Consider the following 19,799-nt stretch of genomic DNA (forward strand, 5'->3'; position numbering starts at 1 on the left):
AATGAAAGATAAGGGTGGCAATTTTATACCCAGTTACAGTTGATAATCCAGTTTTAACCAATAAGTACGGCCAGGTTCATTGACTTGGGTTATTTGTTCGTAGCCGGAAACGGCAGCACCAGCAGTACTTAAGTGCTCGGCAAAGGCCTTGTCCAGCATATTATCGACCCCAAAACTTAGTCGCCAGTGCTGGCCAAACTTGCGGTGAGCGTTCACTGCTAGGGTGCCAAAGCCCGCGGTTTCTTTAAAATCACTGCCGGCGATATTGCCCTGGCCAATCGCAACGCGGTGTTGATTTGCAACAAGGCGCCACAAACCTGCAACAGTCCAGTCTTGCACGGTATACTCAGCGCCAAGCTTGAGTTCCAATGGTGGCTGCTGGGCAAGTGGGCGGTGGTCAGACAAATTGCTACCGTGGGTATAAGCAAGGCTAGCGTCAAGCAACCATAAGTCATTAGGACGATAGTTAACCAAAACCTCTCCGCCAAAGCTCTCAGTATTCACTGAGCGTACGGTGTTTGGCTGCATATGCGGCGCGTCTTCAATAAGAATATAGTCGTCAACGCGGTTATAGAATGCGCTCACCACCACTTCGGTTGCCGCAACACGATAGTGATAGCCGAGATCTAGTTGGTGGGTTAGTTCCGGCGCAATATAAAACGCGCTCGCTGAAGTTGCCGACTGATTGTTGTTGCCAATTAGCTCCCAAAAGTCAGGAAAGCGCTCGGCGCGACCTACGCCTGCGTACCACTGGTGGGGGCCAAAACTGGTTTCGCTGCGCAAAAATCCACTGGTTAAGACATTGCTGCGCAGCGCACCGCTCGTAACGCTCAGCGGGCGTAAGTCGTTAGCTTCCCACCAATCTATGCGAACTCCGCCAAGCACATTGGTGTTGTTGGTTAGTGCATAACTAGCTTCAGAGAACAAACCGGTTTGTTGAACAATGGCGTCATCAATACGGGGTTTCTGTTGGTAAGGCATCATCGGCTGGTTCATGCTGACCCGTTCACGATGGCTGTGGTACTGATGGTCAACTCCAGCCTGTAGTTTTACCCACAAATCAGTGTCAAACGTCGCCACCATGCGGCCGCCCCGACTATAACGGTCAGGATTGCGCGCACTCGGATTCGGCATTCTCATGGTTGGCGTAAATTCGCGAAGGCTGTAGTTATCCATAACGTGGTCAACGTAGCCAAAATAAACTTGGCTATCAAGCTCAGCAAGCCAGTTTGTTAGATAACTCTCACGCCAACGTAAGCTGGCGCTGGTGCGGTCAAACACGGCACCATCCATCATGCGATCAGCATAGGCAGCTTCAGCGCCACTTTGACCGAGTGTCAGCAGTACTACGGTGTCTTGGTCGGGTGTCCAACCAAACTGCGTATCAACGCCCCAACGTTGGTAGGCGCTATTAATGGGGGTGTCGTTACCGTCTTGGTAGTCGTTACTTTCGCTGTAACTGGCGTTAATGCGCCAAAACCCATTGTCGTTGCCGACTAGGTAATCGGCATTTCCGTCCATGCGGCCAAACGAGCCAATAACGGTACTGATTTGGCCAGGACTCGCCTCGGGATCAAATTGGTAGCTTTTACGCTCAAACAATACGGTGCCAGCCGCTGGCCCATAAAGCACCGTTTGCGGGCCTTTAATGACACGGATTTGGTCATAGTTTTGCGGATTAATATAAGCGGTGGGTGGATCCATTCGGCCACTACATCCACCGAGTACCATTTGGTCATCACTGCTGATGGTTAGGCGTGAGCCTGCCGCGCCACGAAATACGGGGTCACCGCTGGTGCCGCCTTTTCGAATCAAATTAAAACCAGGAATAGCTTTCAAATAATCGGCACCGTCTTGCGCCGGCAGTGGCTGTTGCGGTGCTTTGGGGTCTTTGACTAGTTCAATGGTATTGAGCGGCCGTGCGCCTGTCACCACAATGCGTTCTAGTGGCGGGGTATCGGCTTGGCTTAAAGCAAGTGCAATAGATAATGACAACAACATGGTTCGTACTCCAATACAGCGTGTAAGGGCAACAGATGCGGGCATTATCAACACATTGATTTAAAAAGTGATGTGGCAAAATGTCGCAGGTGGAAATCTCGACAAACTGATGCATACTTAAGAGGTACTTAAGAAGGAGCTAAACCACGTGACCATACGGGATATTTTGGCAGCGACCATACTGTTGCTTGTAACGCTTATTGCCAATAGTTTTATTTGGCTGAACGGAGCTGCAACGAACCCCTATGCCGTATTAATACTGGTGCCCATGGCTGCGGCAATGCTGATGTTGCCATTTCGGTTAGCTTGGTTGGTTATGGTGGTTGGCGTATTAGGGCAGTTGCTGCAGCTACAAGCGCCGCTACCTACTCATCATCAAATGGATACCCATTATAGGGCAATGGTTTATGGTCAAGTTTTCGCCGCTTTGCTGCTTGGTGTCACGCTGCATATTTTGCGCATACGTATAGTGCGACAACAACAAGCTATTCGCGCCTTGCATCAACGCCAGCACCGCGATGAACAATTGGTGACCATTGGTACCGCCGCAGCACAGTTTAGCCACGAAGTGGCAACGCCTATTCAAACCATACAATTTATGCTTGAAGATGCGCGGCAACGTTACCCGAACGATGAAGACTTGCAGCGTGCCGAGCAGCAAATACGACGTATTCACAATTTGTTGTTGGACTGGCGACAAGTTGCCGAGGATGTGCGGGTTAATCGAGTGCTCGAAATTCAAGTGAATGAGTTGGTCCAGCAAGTGCGCGATGCGTTGCTGATTGCCCGCCCTGACATTCGCGTCGATTGGCACGACAATGAATACCCTGGCTGGGTGGTTCATGCTGACAGGACACTTATTCCGGCATTATTAAGCTTACTTCATAATGCCGCTGATGCCGCGCCATTAGATAGCAAAATAGATGTGAGTACGACTCGCGTTGACGACTATTGGCAGATGACAATTTGTAACGAGGGCACCCCATTAGATGCACTTAAAGCGCGCGGTTTAGGTAAAGAGTTATTGCCCAGTAGCCGTGGCGTAGGAGCAGGGGCCATGCTGAGTTACGCGACCTTTGAACGTTTTAATGGCGACGTCAGTTGGCGTGCAGAACAGGCCTCCACGATAACTGAAGTGCGTTTGCCGGTTACCAAAGTGGTGGAGCCTGAACATGACTGATACGGTATTAATTATTGATGACGACATTCAGTTGTTGCAGGCTTTGCGCAGCCGACTAGAGCGAGCCGGTTTTAGGGTGGTGACTGTCGCAACATTAGATGAACTAAACAGCACACAATTTCCTGAAATTAAACATATTTTGTTAGATCTTAAGTTTGGTGAAACTAACGGTCTAGAGTTGATAAAGCCGTTAAATCAACGGTTTAAGCCTGATAATTTAGTGGTTTTAACGGGTTACGCCAGCATCGCTACCTCGGTGGCCGCCATTAAAGCGGGCGCCACTGACTATTTGGCTAAGCCTATACAAACACAAGTGCTGCTCAATAGCTTGGCAGCTGATGTACATCAAGAAACCGAACTGAGCGAGCAGCCATTATCACCTGCCCAACTTGAATGGGAACACATTCAGCGGGTGATGCATGAACACCATGGAAATATTTCGGCGACGGCTCGCGCCTTAGGTATGCACCGTCGCACCTTGCAACGCAAGCTAAGTAAGCACTCACCAATAAAAGAGTGAGCGCAAAGGAGAGTGACATGAAACGACTTATTCCTATTGTATTTTTACTATGTACTCCGGTTCTGGCCGATGAGCAGCAGCGCATCGAGCAATCGCGACATTTAGCAATGGAACTGCAGCAGCAGTTAAGTTCTGAACTTATGGCAGCCATGCAAGCAGAAGGCCCAGTGCATGCAATTGCCGTATGTAATGAACGAGCACCAGTCATTGCCGAAGGGCTAAGTAAAAGCAATAACGCAGTGGTTGGGCGTACCGCATTGCGAGTTCGCAACCCGGACAATGCCCCCATGGGTGAGCACAAAGCAGTGATGGACTATTTTAAAGCACGTTTGGCAAAAGATCCAAATACAGTGCCGGAAGTATTATTTACAGCAAGCAATGGCGAGCAGCATTACATGCGCGCTATTCCAATGCCGCCGCAATGTGCGGCGTGCCACGGCAGTAACATTAAGCCTGAGGTTAGCCGTGCGATTGCCCAAAAATATCCGAATGATCAAGCCACAGGCTTTGAAGTGGGTGATTTACGCGGTTCATTTTTAATTCGTTGGATTGCCGAATAAGATAGCTAGTAAGATGCAAATACAAGACGTAAACAAGGGGATTGTTATGGCTACCGATGCCGTTCAAGTAAAAGCATTTCTTGATGACGATAGCGAAACTTTCAGCTATGTGGTGTACCACGAAACCGAACGTCAAGCCGTGGTTATTGACCCAGTGCTTGATTTTGATTACAAATCGGGGCGCACTCACACCAATGGTGCGCAGCGCTTGGTCGACTTTGTGAAAGCCGAGAACTTATCAGTTACGTGGGTGTTAGAAACCCACGCCCATGCGGACCACTTGTCGGCTGCGCCGTTTGTAAAAGAGCAGGTGGGCGGCAAAATTGGCATTGGCGAGCACATTAAAGACGTACAGCAGATTTTTAAAGACGTATTTAACTTAGAAAAAGAATTTTTGCCAAATGGCCACCAATTTGATCATTTGTTTACTGATGGCGAGACTTTTCAGGTTGGTTCCATGCACTTTGCTGTCATGCATACGCCGGGCCATACGCCAGCTGACTTGTGTTACATCGTTAATGGCAACAAGGTGTTTGTCGGCGACACCTTGTTTATGCCTGATGTCGGCACCGCCCGATGTGACTTTCCTGGTGGCAGTGCGACGACGTTGTACCGGTCAATTAAAAAGATCTTGGCACTACCTGAAGCGACAGAAATTTATATTTGTCACGACTACCCGCCCGAGGGCCGCGAACACGAGTGTAAAACCACGGTGGCGGCGCAGCGTAAACATAGCAAGCATGTGCATGACGGGGTAAGCGAAGCTGAATTTGTTAAAATGCGTGAAGAACGCGATGCGACCCTTGACATGCCGCGCTTAATTTTACCATCAATACAAGTTAACATTCGCGCAGGCAACATGCCGCCAGCCGACGCTGACGGTAAGGTTTATTTGAAGCTGCCCATTAATCAACTGTGAAGATGGCACACATGACATCTGCTTTGTTTTGGCTAGGTGCGCTAGCAGTGTTAACACCTTGGATAAGCGCACCCATTGCGCTCGTTCTTGGCTTTCTTATGGCCAGCTTTAACTGGGTGCCCGCGGCCGTAAACACCAATGCGTGGACCAAAAAACTATTAGCCGTTGCTATTGTCGCCCTAGGTTTTGGTGTGCAGCTAGATGTTGCATGGCAAGTCACCGGCAACTATTTGGGGCTCATGGTGGTTAGCATTGCGGTCACCCTCATTGCGGCGCTGTTAATAGGTAAAGCGTTTAAGGTTGACACCTCAACCAGTCATTTAATTGGCTCCGGCACGGCAATTTGCGGCGGTAGCGCCATTGCAGCGGTAGGGCCTGCTATTCGCGCCCGCAGTGACCAAATGGCCTTGGCATTGGCGAGCGTATTTACTTTAAATGCCATTGCACTATTGGTGTTTCCAGTCATTGGCCGCGCTTTGGGGCTCAGCGACGAACTATTTGGCGCTTGGGCAGCAATTGCTATTCATGACACGTCTTCAGTGGTCGGTGCTGCGCAAGCTTATAGCGACGAAGCCTTACAAACGGCAACCACCTTAAAACTCGCTCGCGCTTTGTGGATTATTCCGGTGGCCTTGCTATCTGCACTGGTGTATCAGCGCTTTTCTGGCGACAGCACAAAAACCAAGTTAACCGTACCTTGGTTTATTGGCGGTTATATTGCAGCCATGATCATTGCCACTTATTTGCCGCAATTTGCTGAACTATATAACGCCGCGTTTTCGGCGGGTAAAAAGCTGCTCGTACTAAGTTTGTATTTGGTTGGTGCTAGCATAACCATTAGCCGCTTGCGTGCAGCAGGGCCACGACCGCTGCTGCTTGCTGTGGTGCTTTGGGTGTTCATTGCGCTGCTGTCGCTTGGGTGGCTTACAATACTGACTGACTAAGCACCACCACCGCCATAATCATTAAGAATACGGCAAAGGCCTTTTGCAGCTTCTCGCGCGGCAAGCGCGCGCTTATCCAAGCGCCGGCAAAGCTGCCCACTATACCTGCCACGGTAATCATGCCAATGACACCCCAATCAAAGGTCAAACCTTGTTCGGTCAGCACGCTGTAATACTTGGCAAAACCAACAAATGATTTCAGTGCAATAATCATTAAGCTGGTGCCAATAGCCAAAATCATTGGTAAGCCACCTAGCAAAACTAGAGCCGGCACAATTAAGAAGCCGCCACCGACGCCCACAAAACCGGTAATAGCGCCAACCACAAGGCCATCAATAATTACCCGGAATACTTTAACCTCACTGGCTGCCTTGGTCGTTTGACGACCACGCCACATCATCACCGCAGCAATGGCCATTAACACCACAAACACCAATAATTGAATTCGGGTGTCTACCGTTGCGCCAAGCCATGCGCCACCATAGGCGCCAACCATGCCGGGGACACCAAACAGCCACACATGGCGCCATGACACTATTTTTTTGCGCGCGCTTAATAAGCCACCAAACAGGCTAATGAAAGCAACGATTAATAACGACGAAGCAATGGCTATGTTGGCGGGCATTTTTGCTAAGTACAGTAGTACAGGCACGGTCAAAATCGAACCGCCTGAACCAAATATCCCGAGACTTACACCGATAAGTACCGCACCAATTAATGCTTGAATCATGACCGATGTCCTTTGAAAAAACCGATGACCCTAATCGCTGACTTTACCTTGCGTTTGTTTATCTTACCACTTACTTTAGTAATATACGAAATAAGGAGGCTTTATGAAAAACATCGTTCGCTTTAGCCCATCAAACGGCGCTAATTCACCCGACGTTTGGGGTATTTATGAAGCTGATACAGGTTCTATTCAATATGTCGTGGCTGACCCTGCGACCAAGCAAGCGGCACTGATAGATGTGGTGCAAAATTTTGACCCTCGGTCGGCGCGCACAAGCTTCAGCAGTGCTGATCAAGTGCTTGAATTAGTGCAGCAGAATAATTTAAAGGTTCAGTGGGTACTTGATACTCATCCACACGCTGATCATATGATGGCCTCTGCATATTTAAAGGAAAAAACCGGTGCACCAAATGCTATCGGCAAGAAAGTTCAGGACATCGCAGAGTTGTGGAGCACCTTCTATAATTTACCTAATACCTTCGCACCAGCGGAAGATTTTGACTATCTGTTTAGTGAGGGAGATACCTTTAAAATTGGTGAGCTTGATGTGCAAGTCTGGTTATCGCCGGGGCACACTTTAGGCTCAATTACTTATGTTGTTGGTGATGCTGCTTTTGTGCACGATACTTTTATGTATCCAGACAGTGGCACCTCGCGTGCTGATTTCCCAGGTGGTAGTGCAAAAGATTTATGGGAAAGTTTGCAACGAATCTTGAGCTTACCCGATGAAACACGGCTGTTTGTGGGGCATGATTACGGTAAAGACGGTCGTGACCCGCAGTGGGAAGCCACAGTAAAACAGCATAAGTTAGAAAATATTCATCTTGCAGGAAAAGTTAGCGAAGCGCAGTATCGTCAACAACGTGATGAGCGCGATGCGACGTTGGCGCTACCGGACCGCATGTTACACGCGCTGCAAGTGAACTTACGCGCTGGAAAATTGCCTGAACTAGAGGCTGATGGCGCATCGTACTTCAAAATACCAGCAAACAAGTTTTAATTAACACAAGAGGAATAAAACATGGGATTACGTATTGGCGATATCGCACCAAATTTCAAAATTGACACCACCAAAGGTGAAATTGACTTTCATGATTGGTCAAAAGGTTCATGGGTGTTCTTCTTTAGCCATCCAGCCGACTATACCCCAGTGTGTACTACCGAAATGGGTCGTACTTCTCAGTTAGCTGGTGAGTTTGAAAAGCGTAACGTGAAGCCACTTGGTCTTTCTACGGATACCGTTGAGGAACACTTAGGTTGGATTAACGACGTCAACGAAACTCAGAACACGAATTTGCAATTCCCAATTGTTGCTGACAAAGACAAAAAGGTTGCGCAGTTGTATGACATGATTCATGCCGGCGAAAGCGAAACTGCAGCTGTACGCTCAGTATTTATTATTGACCCGAATCATAAAATTCGTTTAACCATGACTTATCCAATGGCAGTTGGCCGCAACTTCACTGAAATTCTGCGCGTGATCGACGCACTGCAAACTGGTGATCAATACGGCGTGGCTTGCCCCGCAGACTGGCAGGTAGGCGGCGACGTGATTATTCCACCGAGCGTGTCGATGGAAGACGCTGAGAAAAAATTCCCACAAGGGTTCAAGACGGTTAAACCTTATTTGCGTTACACTAGCGTAAACAAATAACTAGCTAACCATGAATGATTGCGACCGCTTACTCGACAGACTTTGACACCTTGTTGCCCGCGCTTGAGGCGTGGGTAACGCAAGCCGAACGTGAAGCGGCGCAAATTTACCGTCAACTGCCACGCCAGCAGCAATACCTTGCTGGGCGTGGCTTATTGCGTTGGCTGGTTTGCCAAACTTGGCATTGCGCCGCTGGCGCCGTGGCAATTACTCGTCAAGAAAACGGTGCGCCGCTTTTAACTGTGGGCGGACAAGTTTGGCAGTGCTCCATAAGTCATACTAAAGGTGCTGTGTTAGTCGCGGCTAGCCCAGAATTTGTGATGGGCGTTGACGTTGAGCTTATTAAGCCTCGAAAACGCTTAGCCGAGTTAGTGAAGCAATATCAGCATGGCTTTTTTGCCGATGTTGACGCTACAAACTGGCCACAGTTCTATCAGCGCTGGACCCTAGCTGAAGCCGTCACTAAAGCTGAGCAAGGCTTGCTCCTTAATACCCTCAAACGACCAGTAGTTGATTATGGCGAACAGTCTGTTCATCACACTGAGCAACAATTCATATTGTGCTGCTATAGTTCACAATGCAGTAACCTCATCTTAAATAAAGCTGATTTTTAAACGTAAAACAGTTGGAATTTTCGCTTCAAGTCATTGAAAAAAAGTTAAAGCCGTTATACTTTTGTCCGATCTCAACAAGGATAAAAAGCGATGAAAGTACAATTCATAATAAGCGCAATCGCGTCAGCATTGGTTATGGCCGGTTGTGCCAGTCAGTCTCCTCAACCTCAAGTAAGTCAGCCACCAGTTAACAAGCAGCAGCAATTAGAGGCACAACAGCAAGTTATTGCCGAGCAGCCGGTCGAATTAGCGCTCAAACGCAAAATTGCAGTTGGCCGCTTAAGCAATGAAACTAATTACGGACGCAGTTTATTGCGAGAGGCGACGCAAGGTCGTGAAGATCAGAAAATATCTGACATGTTCACCCAAGCTATTGCGAATACGAACAAATTCCAGATTTTTGAACGTCCTGACATAGCTGCGTTGCAAGCCGAACAAAATTTAACGGCACAAACCGCCGAAATAGTCGGCGTTGACACATTGGTCGTTGGTTCATTAACTGAGTTTGGCCGCTCTAACGTGGGTGAACGCGGGTTCTTTTCAACCAGTGCAAAGCAAGAAGCGACAGCAACGGTAGACTTGCGGTTAGTTGATACGAAGACAGGTCAAATTATCGCATCGGTTTCTGGCACTGGCAGTTCATCGCTTGAGCAGTCGCGTACCATGGGGTTTGGTTCGGTGGCCGGCTATGACGGTAGCTTAAATGACCAAGCTATTGGTGCAGCGGTTAATGCTGCAGTGGAAAAAATGACAGCCATGTTGTTACAGAAGCCATGGTCAGCAGACATTTTAGCCGTTGAAGAAGGCCAGGTTTTCATTAGCGGGGGTGAAAGCCAAGGGGTGAAGCCCGGCATGACCTTTGCGGTGATGACGAAAGGCAAACGTATTAAGTCTAAAACAACTGGCTCGTACATTAGCTTGCCCGGCGAGAAAGTAGCCGAGCTAAAAATAACCTCTTTGTTCGGTAACTCAGAGCTTGACCAAGGTGCCATGGGTACCATTACTTCCGGCAGTATTGAAGGCCATGCTGTTGATGCCTTAGAAGTTCAGGAGTTGAAACAATGAAACGCAACTTTTTAATCATGGTAGCTGTTTTGGTCACGCTGGTCAGCCTGAGCGGCTGTGCGAAGCACCCAACAAAAATGACCACCATTGTGAATGACGCGCCAACGGTAAGTTTTAACGTGTCCGACAGCACTGGGTTAAGTTTGTGGGTGGATGGTGTTTCTTATGGCCCACTTGAACAGTATCAATACCCCAACAAGTCGGTTGAATTGATCAGTGGCGAGCATCGCATTGAAATACGCCGCGGCAATGACACTATCTATTCAGAACAACATTATTTTAGCGAACAAACGCACCGTACTCTGGAGATCAATAACCCATGAAGTTGAAATTAATTGGCTGCGTTTGCGCAGCGGCGTTGCTAGCAGGCTGTGCGACCAACAATCATTTATATCAATGGGGAAATTACGAAGACACCTTGTTTGCATATTTTCATGAGCCAGAAGTCAAAGAAGAAATGCTCACTGCATACATGGTCTTTTTAGAAAAATCGCAAACCAAAAATACCAAGAAAGTTGCGCCAGGATTATTTGCTGAGGCCGGTACTTTTATGTTGGAAAAGGGTGATACCAAGGCAGCAATTCGCTTTTATGAACTAGAGCTTAGTGTGTGGCCAGAAAGTGAGCCGTTGATGAATATGTTAATTCGTAACCTCAATGCCCGTGAGCAAGCAGTACAGGAGCAAGCAAAGTGAAGAAGTTAATCATTCAAAGCTTGTTCGTGGTGGTTGCGCTAACTGGTTGTGTGGCAAAGCCCGATTTGAGTTACCTTGAGCCGTTGCATGAACGTAAATTACGTTCTTTGTTGATTGCTCCAGTGAAAAACGAAACCATTGATGTTATGGCGCCAACCTCAGTGCTCGCGACGTTGCCATTTTCACTGGCCGAAAAAGGGTATTACACGTTTCCGGTAAACACTGTGAAAGTGTTGCTCGAAGGTGAAGGTTATTACGAACCGGCAGAAGTGCATGCTGCACCACCAGAAAGCTTAGCTGCGCTATTTGGTGCAGATGCTATTTTGTATGTCACCATACATGAGTGGACTTCAGAATATGTATTGTTGGCAACAACAACGATCGTTGATTTTGAGTACAAAATTGTTGATAGCTCTGGGCAGCTGTTATGGCAAGCGCGCAAAGAGCTGGCTTATTCACCGCAACAACAAAACAGCACCGGAAACCCATTAGCTGACCTGGTTGCCATGGCAATTACAGCAGCAATTGAACGTGCGGCGCCAAATTACTTGCCTTTAACGCGAACGGCCAATGGTCAAGTGTTTAATGGCATAGGAACCGGCTTGCCACCAGGGCCTTACAGCCCAGCTTACGACAAATACTATAAGCAAGTAGCTACTGATGCGAAACAAACTCCAACGACAAATTAAACACCTGTTGGTGAGTTAGAAAATAAAAAGCGCGCTCATTCAAAGCGCGCTTTTTTAATGGTAATCTGCCTTTCAACAACGACACGAACACGGTGAGAAACCTATGAGCCCAGAACAAGCCCGTCAATTAGTTGACATGCAAATTGCGTTTAACCAAGTCATTGACCCTTCGTACCCAGAAAATCCGCAAGTAAAACGGGATGATATTAAAGCCATTTTGGTTGAGCTTGGTGAATACTTTGAGCACACCGCCTACAAGTGGTGGAAAAAGCAGACGCCAGATTGGGCGCAAGCCAATATGGAGCTGATTGATATTTTGCATTTCGCCATTTCAGACGCCATTGAAAATGCCTACAACGCCAAGCATCAAGCGCCGGCTGAAGCGGTTGCGCAATTAATTTTGCACGCTGCTAAAGCAAACGAGTCGATGGCTGATGGAAAAGAGTTGATTGCGGCACTTGCAGCTGACGGTTCGGCACAAAAACCGCTGCAATGTGGTCAACAGTTCTTCGTCAAATTAATGGCTGCTTTGGTGGATGCCTACGGCGATGCGAACACCGTGTACTTAACTTATGTTGGCAAAAATGCGCTGAATAACTTGCGCCAACAACGAGGCTACAAGCAAGGTACTTACATAAAAATGTGGCAAGGCCGCGAAGATAACGAGGTTATGATAGCGCTGCTAGGTGAGCACGAAGGCCAAGTTATTGCAGCTGAGCACCCCTTAACCTATGCGCAAACTTTGTTAATGAGTTACTACGACGAGCACATAGGTGGAACGACTGGCTCTTAGTTGAGCTGCGTTTAGCTACGGAAGTTGGAATACCAATTGTTTATTAGCACCTTGGAGTATCAACTGATTGGTTTCGACACCGAAGCTACGAACCTGCGAAAGCTGCTGTAAATAAGTATCTTCAATGGCCATTTCTGCGGGGCTGCACATCATTTTGGTGGCAGCCATGCGCTCAAACGCTAAGCCTTCTCCGGTAAGTCGATAAGCACCAAAAAACTGATTACAGCCGGCAAAGCCGTGAACTTTTCCGTCATTCATAAAGGTCAGGGTTGGGGCTTTTGATAAGTTGCTACCTTGTAATTGCCACGTGGCGCCGGCCAACAACTGCCGAGGCTCACCGGCACACCCCGTAAGTTCCTGCTGGTTGTGGGTCAGCTTAGCGACATAAGGGTAGGGCATGCCCGACATACTGTCGACACAAACCTTTTGCTCTAACGCCAATACCGAGTCGTTGTCCAATTGTACCAGCCAACGGTTGTCTTCAACGGTGTCGGTTACGTTAACTTGGGTGAAGTCCCGATCACCGGCCGGGCGACGCAGTGAGGCGTTAGGCCCTTTGCGTTGCAATAACCAAAAGGGTTCATTACCGCGGGCGCTGAATTGCTGTGGTAAAGAGCCGGCAGCAATGCATAGAGGGTAAACATTGTCATCGATAACAAGTTGGCCCTCGTTGCCCTTCGTCCAAAATTGAGCATTGTGATCTGGGTTGAAGTAACGCGCCCCTGAAGCTGTGGGTTCAGAGGAGAACAAGAGCGTTTCGTTGTTAATAATTAAGGTTAACCGTTTGGCGGTAAACTCGGCCGTAATGGGCTGCACACCGCAGTTATATAGAACAGTTTTATTCTGATCACTTGGGCTACAGGCAGCAACAAGAGTGCTGATGACAACAGCGCCAGTTAACAAACGTCGTGACAACATGAACGGTTCCTTGGCTTACAACAAACAACATATACCAGCTATGACTCTTTTGCGGCCGCAGAATTCAATTTTTTATGGTGGTATTCATCACTAAACTCATGATGACATCGCGTTGGGGGTCATCGCCAAGTTGAAATTTATGTTCCCCAACCGGTTGAAAGTTGTATTTTTGGTAAAACGCAATGGCGCGCGGATTGTGCTCCCAAACGCCCAACCAAGCAACGTCATGATGTTGTTGTTCAATACGCTGCAGAGCGGTTCGCATTAAGTCATGCGCGACGCCGCGGCCATGCCACTGAGCAAGTACGTATAGACGTTGAATTTCGGCTGGGTTGTCGGCGACAACACATGCCGGCGCCGCGCCAAAACGCAACTGCACAAAACCTATCAACTGTCCCTCATGAGTTGCCAGCATTGTTAGGCGCTGTGGGTCATTAATTTCGTTTAATTGTATAGCCTGGCTAAAATGGCTTGCGCAGTATTCTTGCATATTCTCAGGGCTATTATCCGCGCCAAAAGCCTCTACAAACGTTTGTTGGGCCAGTTCGGCAAGGTGCTCAGCGTCGTCCTCGGTGGCTGTGCGAACGTGCGCAACCGATGACTTACGTAAAGCCTGTGCGTCAGCAGAGCGAAGGTAATTGTCGTTGGTGCTCTCTTCGTGTGACATTAGCACTAAGGTTAGGTAAATCTTAGTGGGCAGCGACATAATGACACCAAGCGCACTAAGTGCCGCCCCCAAAATGAACCCTTGGTGGCCAATGTCGTCGCTGGCAAAGGTGGTCGCCAAAACAATATGCCCAACAATAAGCAGCGTAACGCCGGTAATCATCACCGACTTTAAAAGTTTGACCTGTGTATGTTCGTTCATGTAATTGCCTACAAAGATTTAGGTAACGTTCTGTTGAGCATGTAATTATGCTATACAAAGCAATACAAAATACCAATAGTCATTGCCTTTCTTATTTAAAGAGTGATTGTTATGGGCCAAGCGGAACACAAATTAACCGTAAATACACTGCGTTTGACGTTATATGCAAGCGCAGCTTTTGCGGTGTTGTTTGGTATAGGTATGTATGGCTTTGCGGCACATGGCAATAACTTACTGCAAGGCGTATATGGCACTTTAAAGCTACTCTTGGTAGACGCCCCCGACTTTGTCTTTGAAGGAAACAACTGGGCGCTGATGGTCGCCGCGTTTACCTTGCCCTTGTTTCCGGCGGCAGCATTGCTGAGTTTATTAGGTGCCGCTGCAGGTGTGCAATGGCAATTACTTCGTGTTGTGGTGCGGCCGCGGCGTCATGTGTTTTTAGGGGCGGGCAAAATGGCTGCCAGTGTGGCTAAAAACCTAGCGACTAAGGGCCAGCACTCCATACTTGCGGTTGAGCAAAATATTGAAGGGCAATACGCCCAAACTATTGCCGGCTATGCCGGTGCATTGGTTTTGCAACATGACGTGAACAACAGCCTGTTGCTGCGTAAATTGCGCTTGCAGCATGCTGAAACTATTTATGTTTTTACCGGTGACGATCAGCGCAACCTGGCTGTTGCCCGCAAAGTTATAGAGCAACTGAGTCATTTTAAAAAGCCGCCGCGTTTGGTGATTAATATTGAGGCCCATGAGGTGCTGAATGTGGTTACCGAAGAAGCGTTATTTCGAAACTATCAGCGCCGCGCAGAATTACTGTGGTTTTCAGCGCCCCAGCAAAAAGCGCGTGAGTTAAGTAAGCGCTACCCCATGCGCTTGGCTTCAACCTTGCAACAGCCCGAGCCCATTCATGTTGCGGTACTAGGGCAAGGCGCTGATTCTGAAGCGCTGGTATTACAGTTAGCAAAACAGAATGCACTATTAACAGCGCAGCGCCTGTATGTCACTTGGTTTGGCCGCTCAGAGCATCATTACAACCAGTTTTTGTTGAATCACCCGGTATTGGGCGCGACTCAAGCTAAGCCCGAGTTTGGTGGGGTAACGCCAAATGTCCAGTTGCATTTCGTCAATACCGGCAGCAATGGTGTGTCGGTGGAAATTGTTCGATCGGCAATTCACCAGCAGCAGGGGCTGCCGCTTCATGTTGCCTATATGATGGAGCCGGATGATTATTGTGGTATTACCGAAACCGTGCGCTTATGCCAAGTGACCAAGGCACTCAACGTGTCTACCCGCATGGTGACATGTATTGCTGGGAGTGTTTTTGAGTCGCTAACCAAAGTACAGAACTCGGTTGCCCATTATGGGCCGGCGTTAACACAGGTGTGCTGGTTTCATGCGTTGAACGACTTGTTTGATAGCAGTGAAAAATATCCTGGCGAATTATCCGATATTTTTGGTTTGCTAGTGCACAGTGCCTATAAAGCCATATTCACGAAACCGCCATTGCAAGCGCGGCACGAGCATTTACAGCCAGAATTTGAGCAACGCCTACACCAGGTTGAACAGGCAGCCCGTGACGAGTGGCTGATGCATTTACCGGAAGCCTTCCGCGCATCAAGTCGCCAAAGTGGTGACCATATATTCATAAAACTACGTGAACTCGGGTTTCACTTGCGCCGTCGAGTGCCTGACGACGCCCCCGGCATTGCTGAAAGCGTGTTAGCGAACCTAAACAAGGCTATAGAGCACCATATTGATGCCTTGCTGCGCCTAGAGCACACGCGTTTTGCCAATGAGCGTTTGGTTGATGGTTGGTTGTTTCACGCCAGCAACGACAAGTCATTGAAGCTCAATAACACGCTGATTCCGTTTGACGCATTGGCACCTGAAGAAGTGCTTAAAGACGAGGTGATTATACGGGTGATGCCGGTGTTACTGCGCCACCCGTATGTACAGCAGTATTTTGTGCTGAGCGAAATCTAGTTTTGCTTTAAATAGCTATCAATGGTGTTGGTAATTTGCGCATCTAACGGCTCAACTTTGCTGGCAAAACTTGAAATTTTCTGGCCATCAGCGCTCACCACGTACTTGTGAAAGTTCCATTGCGGGCTGGCTTGTGCGCCGGCACTTAAGCTTTTAAATACCGCGTTTGCGTCACTACCAAGCACCGGTGTGGTTGCCATCATAGGGAATGTCACCCCAAAGTTAACAAAGCATACATCGGCCGTTTTCTCTTCATCGCTGTGCTCTTGTTTAAAGCTGTCTGAAGGAAACCCTAAAATGACAAAGTTTTGATCTTTGTATTGTTGGTAGAGTGCTTCAAGCCCTTCAAATTGACCGGTGTAGCCGCACTGGCTCGCCGTGTTCACCACCATTACTACCTTACCTTTAGTGAGCTCGCACAAGTCGTGAGTGTCTTTCGAGTGGAGGGCGCGCATACGCTCGTCAAACACGGCTAAACAGCCTTGCTGAGTATCCGTGAAGCTGTCGCTAGCGTTCGCGGCCGGAATAATGTGCTTGGCAGATTGGCCTGGAACAGCAAAGTATAAAGTGAATGCGCCTATAACCAACGCAAGCACCAAGGTAATACGGCGCATCATGGTTTTCTTAACGGTTTGTGGCATGGCTGCTTTCCTTTATTGGCACGTTTATTTAGAAATAGAGAGTGAGACGAATAATTATAGTCAACCTCACACCAAAACGATCACTTAACGAAACACAAGTTTCTTCTGTAAACCGTAACTGAGCAAGAATACGACAATTTCGGCAATGGGCTTCCCAATAAACGGTGAAATACCAACCCAAGTTAGCCCTTTGGTTAGCCCGTAATTACAAAGCACGAGTGTGGCTGCAAGCGCGGTGTATTTGGTCGCATCGGTTAGCAACGATCCCCCTTGCTTAAATACCCATTGGCGGTTGAGGGTGAAATTGAAAACCCCAGAAACTAAGCGAGCTAACGCCAAGGCTAGTAAAATTTCGCCGGTAAATCCGTATACCAAGGCAAATAAGCCGTAATCAAGCGCTGCAGACGCAATACCAACCCCCGAAAACTTCAAAAAGTTCTTATAAATAATAATGGAGTCTTGTAGCGGCTTAAAATGACTTGAGGTATTGCCCGGCTCATAAACGGTGGTGATGGTTGTAGACTGAAATCTTAGGTCGCGACGCTTCGCGACAATGAGCATATCGAGTTCAAACTCATAGCGATTGGACGGCAACTGCACAAGCTCATCAAATACTGCGCTAGGAATACCCCGCAACCCGGTTTGGGTGTCAGGAATTTTAATGCGTAAACCAAGCGCAAAGGTATAGCGCGCAAACGTGTTCCCAAGCCATGAGCGAAACGGAATATGTTTCGCTTTAAAGTCGCGACAACCAAGCCAAAGAGCCTGTGGGTGCTTTGCAAAAGCTTTGGCTACTTTAATAATGTCGTCGGGTAAATGCTGGCCGTCGGCATCAGCGGTTACGGCCCCGCTACAATTCGGCAAATTTTCTTGTACCCAACGCAAGCCAGTTTTCAAGGCTGCACCCTTACCGAGATTGTTCGGGTGGCTAAGTACAATAAGGTTTGGGTGGGTCGTTATGGTGCCAAAAATAGCTGACGACTCACTGCCGTCATTGACAATGACGAGTTTGGAGAAAGCCGAGCTATGTTGCTGCAACGCATTAACCACGGTGACCAAGCGTTGGTCTGGGTTGTAGGCTGGAATAATCAGTGCAGGTAAGACGTTTTCTGGGTGCTGGGGCATGCAGGTTACCATCCTAAAATACGCGGCCAAACCGCTTTGCTACCGTCTGCTTTTAGCACGGTATATGATTGGTGCATGGCCGCTGTGGCGCAGGCATGATTGGGTAATATTCGCAGTTGCGTACCGACAGGAAACTGCGACACAGTTAAGTGATCAGGCAACTCAATAACCCCATGTTCTTGGTTCACTTGTGTGACATGGCAACCACTTAATGGCTGGCCCATGTCGTCACAAACCAAGCCGTAGCCATAGTCACAGTGCTGTTTCGCGGTGCCGCGATCACGTGACAATGCCATCCAGCCGGCATCAACGAGTAGCCAGTTTTTTGCAGCGTTATGACCAATCACCGCGGTTACCACGTGCATGGCAATATCATTCAACTGACACACCCCAAGGTTGTACATGACAAGGTCAAAGGTGGTGTAAACGCCAGCGCGAACTTCGGTAATACCGTCAAGGTCTTCAGCAAAATGAGCGGTGGGCGTTGAACCAACGCTCAGCACAGGGCAGGTCAGCCCTTGCGCCTTGAGTTGTTGTGCTGCAATTTTTACGGCATGGCATTCTTGCTCAGCAGCTTGGCGAATTTCATCGCTATTATGAGCGTTGTAAGAGCCACCGGAGTGGGTCATTAAACCGGTCAGCGCTACTTGGTTGTCATGCAGCAATTGTGCAATAGCAAGAATTTGCGGGTCTTGCGGCGCTAAACCACCTCGGTGATCATCGCAGTCTATTTCAATAAACACCGAAAACGGCACATTGTGGTGTTTTTGGTAGTCAATAACCGCCTGGGCTTGGGCTTCGGTGTCCAGCAAGATGTGCAGTTTCACGCCGCTATGAATAAGCTCTGCAACCCGAGCAAGCTTAGCGGGAACAATGCCAACGGCATACAGCAAATCGGTGCAGCCCGCTTGTGCAAAGGCTTCGGCTTCCGCCAATGTTGACACCGTTGCTGGTGCGTGAAAATTTGGCAGTATGTATTTCGCGGCATCTACCGAGCGCAAGGTTTTTAAATGCGGCCGCAATTGGCAACCCAGTTGATTTATTCGAGTGGCTAAACGGCCCACATTGCGTGCAAAGCGCACTTCATCAATCAATAAAAATGGTGTTTGTTCATCGTTTAGCCACTGGCTCGATGTTGGCATAGCAGTTATCTTCTTGGTTGATCAAATAGATGGCATTCAGAGTATTATTGATTACGTAAATAAGCAAAAAGGAATGTGGTTCCATGCTGCATATGGATTTTTCCGAAAAGGTTGTGGTACGCGCCGCAAGCAAAGATTGGCAAGCAAGCCCAGCGGTAGGCGTTGAGCGTAAGTTGTTAGAGCGCGAAGAAGCTGAGCGGGGTCGTGCAACAAGTATTGTGCGTTATGCAGCGGGTGCCAAATTTAACACCCACGAGCACCCGCTCGGTGAGGAAATACTGGTGCTTGAAGGTGTGTTTTCCGATGAAAACGGTGATTACCCAGCTGGCACTTACATTCGTAACCCGCCGGGTTCTAGCCATGCGCCCTTTAGTCGCGACGGCTGTGTGCTGTTTGTGAAGCTACACCAGTTTGCCACCGTAGACCGTCAGGTTGTGCGTATTGATACCAAGACCACGCCTTGGCTACAGGGGCAAGGGGGCTTGCAGGTTATGCCGTTGCATAGCTTTGAAACGGAACATTGCGCTTTGGTGAAGTGGCCAGCTGGCGAGGTATTTAAACCGCATCGCCACTTTGGCGGCGAAGAAATATTAGTGCTTAGCGGTGAATTTATTGACGAGCATGGACGCTACCCACCAGGCACTTGGCTGCGTAGTCCGCATGCCAGTAAACACACGCCTTATGTTGAGCAAGAAACCATAATTTACGTGAAGACCGGGCATTTGCCGGTGATTTACGATTCGCTATAAAAAAGCCCGG

At 48.4% G+C, this 19,799-nt stretch carries 22 protein-coding genes; 15 read left to right on the top strand and 7 right to left on the bottom strand.

What is annotated here, in order from left to right; genetic code table 11:
* Positions 1-33: 33 nt before the first annotated feature.
* Positions 34-2,001, bottom strand: a complete 1,968-nt coding sequence (locus BM334_RS06800) for a TonB-dependent copper receptor (protein WP_157981877.1) — start codon at positions 1,999-2,001, stop codon at positions 34-36.
* Between the two features lie 148 nt (positions 2,002-2,149).
* On the opposite strand from BM334_RS06800, the gene BM334_RS06805 reads away from it, so the two are divergent.
* From BM334_RS06805 to BM334_RS06825, 5 genes are read left to right on the top strand one after another with little or no spacing between them, the layout of a single operon-like run.
* Entirely contained in the window at positions 2,150-3,181 is a 1,032-nt protein-coding gene (locus BM334_RS06805) for a sensor histidine kinase (RefSeq protein WP_092839854.1), read from the top strand.
* On the top strand, positions 3,174-3,701 hold the full coding sequence (locus BM334_RS06810; protein ID WP_092839857.1) for a response regulator transcription factor: 528 nt from the start codon (positions 3,174-3,176) through the stop codon (positions 3,699-3,701). The genes BM334_RS06805 and BM334_RS06810 overlap by 8 nt, the downstream gene beginning before the upstream one ends.
* Before the next feature lie 17 nt (positions 3,702-3,718).
* Positions 3,719-4,261 (top strand): Tll0287-like domain-containing protein, encoded by a 543-nt coding sequence (locus BM334_RS06815; protein WP_092839860.1) that lies wholly within the window; start codon positions 3,719-3,721, stop codon positions 4,259-4,261.
* A 46-nt stretch (positions 4,262-4,307) separates the two neighbouring features.
* On the top strand, positions 4,308-5,180 hold the full coding sequence (locus tag BM334_RS06820; RefSeq protein ID WP_177215046.1) for an MBL fold metallo-hydrolase: 873 nt from the start codon (positions 4,308-4,310) through the stop codon (positions 5,178-5,180).
* 11 nt (positions 5,181-5,191) lie between these two features.
* Positions 5,192-6,124, top strand: a complete 933-nt coding sequence (locus BM334_RS06825) for a YeiH family protein (protein ID WP_092840055.1) — start codon at positions 5,192-5,194, stop codon at positions 6,122-6,124.
* Here BM334_RS06825 and BM334_RS06830 read toward each other — a convergent pair.
* Positions 6,105-6,854, bottom strand: coding sequence for a sulfite exporter TauE/SafE family protein (locus BM334_RS06830; RefSeq protein ID WP_177215049.1), 750 nt, complete (start codon positions 6,852-6,854; stop codon positions 6,105-6,107). The genes BM334_RS06825 and BM334_RS06830 overlap by 20 nt on opposite strands.
* A gap of 103 nt (positions 6,855-6,957) precedes the next feature.
* On the opposite strand from BM334_RS06830, the gene BM334_RS06835 reads away from it, so the two are divergent.
* The 8 genes from BM334_RS06835 (at position 6,958) to BM334_RS06870 (ending at position 12,363) form a co-directional block, all read left to right on the top strand.
* The gene (locus tag BM334_RS06835) at positions 6,958-7,854 is read left to right on the top strand and encodes an MBL fold metallo-hydrolase (protein ID WP_092839863.1); all 897 of its coding nucleotides are present in this window, start codon (positions 6,958-6,960) and stop codon (positions 7,852-7,854) included.
* Between the two features lie 21 nt (positions 7,855-7,875).
* Positions 7,876-8,508 carry a peroxiredoxin gene (locus BM334_RS06840; RefSeq protein WP_092839866.1) on the top strand — a complete coding sequence of 211 codons (633 nt, stop codon included), beginning with the start codon at positions 7,876-7,878 and terminating at the stop codon, positions 8,506-8,508.
* Positions 8,509-8,522: 14 nt separating this feature from the next.
* The gene (locus tag BM334_RS06845) at positions 8,523-9,122 is read left to right on the top strand and encodes a 4'-phosphopantetheinyl transferase family protein (RefSeq protein ID WP_092839869.1); all 600 of its coding nucleotides are present in this window, start codon (positions 8,523-8,525) and stop codon (positions 9,120-9,122) included.
* A gap of 90 nt (positions 9,123-9,212) precedes the next feature.
* Positions 9,213-10,187: a CsgG/HfaB family protein gene (locus tag BM334_RS06850; protein WP_092839872.1), complete on the top strand. Its 975-nt coding sequence runs from the start codon at positions 9,213-9,215 to the stop codon at positions 10,185-10,187.
* Positions 10,184-10,510 carry a hypothetical protein gene (locus tag BM334_RS06855; RefSeq protein ID WP_092839876.1) on the top strand — a complete coding sequence of 109 codons (327 nt, stop codon included), beginning with the start codon at positions 10,184-10,186 and terminating at the stop codon, positions 10,508-10,510. Before BM334_RS06850 ends, BM334_RS06855 begins: the two co-directional genes overlap by 4 nt.
* Entirely contained in the window at positions 10,507-10,881 is a 375-nt protein-coding gene (locus BM334_RS06860; RefSeq protein WP_092839879.1) for a DUF4810 domain-containing protein, read from the top strand. The genes BM334_RS06855 and BM334_RS06860 overlap by 4 nt, the downstream gene beginning before the upstream one ends.
* Positions 10,878-11,570 (top strand): DUF799 domain-containing protein, encoded by a 693-nt coding sequence (locus BM334_RS06865; protein ID WP_092839883.1) that lies wholly within the window; start codon positions 10,878-10,880, stop codon positions 11,568-11,570. The genes BM334_RS06860 and BM334_RS06865 overlap by 4 nt, the downstream gene beginning before the upstream one ends.
* Positions 11,571-11,673: 103 nt before the next feature.
* On the top strand, positions 11,674-12,363 hold the full coding sequence (locus tag BM334_RS06870; protein ID WP_092839886.1) for a dUTPase: 690 nt from the start codon (positions 11,674-11,676) through the stop codon (positions 12,361-12,363).
* A 15-nt stretch (positions 12,364-12,378) separates the two neighbouring features.
* On the opposite strand, the gene BM334_RS06875 is transcribed toward BM334_RS06870, so the two are convergent.
* Both BM334_RS06875 and BM334_RS06880 read right to left on the bottom strand, forming a co-directional pair.
* A complete protein-coding gene (locus BM334_RS06875) occupies positions 12,379-13,281 on the bottom strand; it encodes an META domain-containing protein (protein ID WP_092839889.1) in 903 nt (300 codons plus the stop codon).
* A 64-nt stretch (positions 13,282-13,345) separates the two neighbouring features.
* Entirely contained in the window at positions 13,346-14,149 is an 804-nt protein-coding gene (locus BM334_RS06880) for a GNAT family N-acetyltransferase (RefSeq protein WP_198677363.1), read from the bottom strand.
* Between the two features lie 111 nt (positions 14,150-14,260).
* Here BM334_RS06880 and BM334_RS06885 point away from each other — a divergent pair, with 111 nt between their 5' ends.
* On the top strand, positions 14,261-16,132 hold the full coding sequence (locus BM334_RS06885) for an NAD-binding protein (RefSeq protein ID WP_092839892.1): 1,872 nt from the start codon (positions 14,261-14,263) through the stop codon (positions 16,130-16,132).
* On the opposite strand, the gene BM334_RS06890 is transcribed toward BM334_RS06885, so the two are convergent.
* The 3 genes from BM334_RS06890 to BM334_RS06900 form a co-directional block, all read right to left on the bottom strand.
* Complete coding sequence (locus tag BM334_RS06890; RefSeq protein ID WP_198677364.1) at positions 16,129-16,773, bottom strand: glutathione peroxidase; 645 nt, start codon at positions 16,771-16,773, stop codon at positions 16,129-16,131. The two genes, BM334_RS06885 and BM334_RS06890, sit on opposite strands and share 4 nt — an antisense overlap.
* An 84-nt stretch (positions 16,774-16,857) precedes the next feature.
* The gene (locus BM334_RS06895; protein ID WP_092839895.1) at positions 16,858-17,898 is read right to left on the bottom strand and encodes a bifunctional glycosyltransferase family 2/GtrA family protein; all 1,041 of its coding nucleotides are present in this window, start codon (positions 17,896-17,898) and stop codon (positions 16,858-16,860) included.
* A gap of 5 nt (positions 17,899-17,903) precedes the next feature.
* Positions 17,904-19,040 carry a DSD1 family PLP-dependent enzyme gene (locus BM334_RS06900; protein ID WP_092839898.1) on the bottom strand — a complete coding sequence of 379 codons (1,137 nt, stop codon included), beginning with the start codon at positions 19,038-19,040 and terminating at the stop codon, positions 17,904-17,906.
* Positions 19,041-19,123: 83 nt separating this feature from the next.
* On the opposite strand from BM334_RS06900, the gene BM334_RS06905 reads away from it, so the two are divergent.
* Positions 19,124-19,789: a cupin domain-containing protein gene (locus BM334_RS06905; protein WP_092839902.1), complete on the top strand. Its 666-nt coding sequence runs from the start codon at positions 19,124-19,126 to the stop codon at positions 19,787-19,789.
* Positions 19,790-19,799: the final 10 nt, after the last annotated feature.

This window comes from Pseudidiomarina donghaiensis, from assembly GCF_900116895.1.
Classification (GTDB): Bacteria; Pseudomonadota; Gammaproteobacteria; order Enterobacterales; family Alteromonadaceae; genus Pseudidiomarina; species Pseudidiomarina donghaiensis.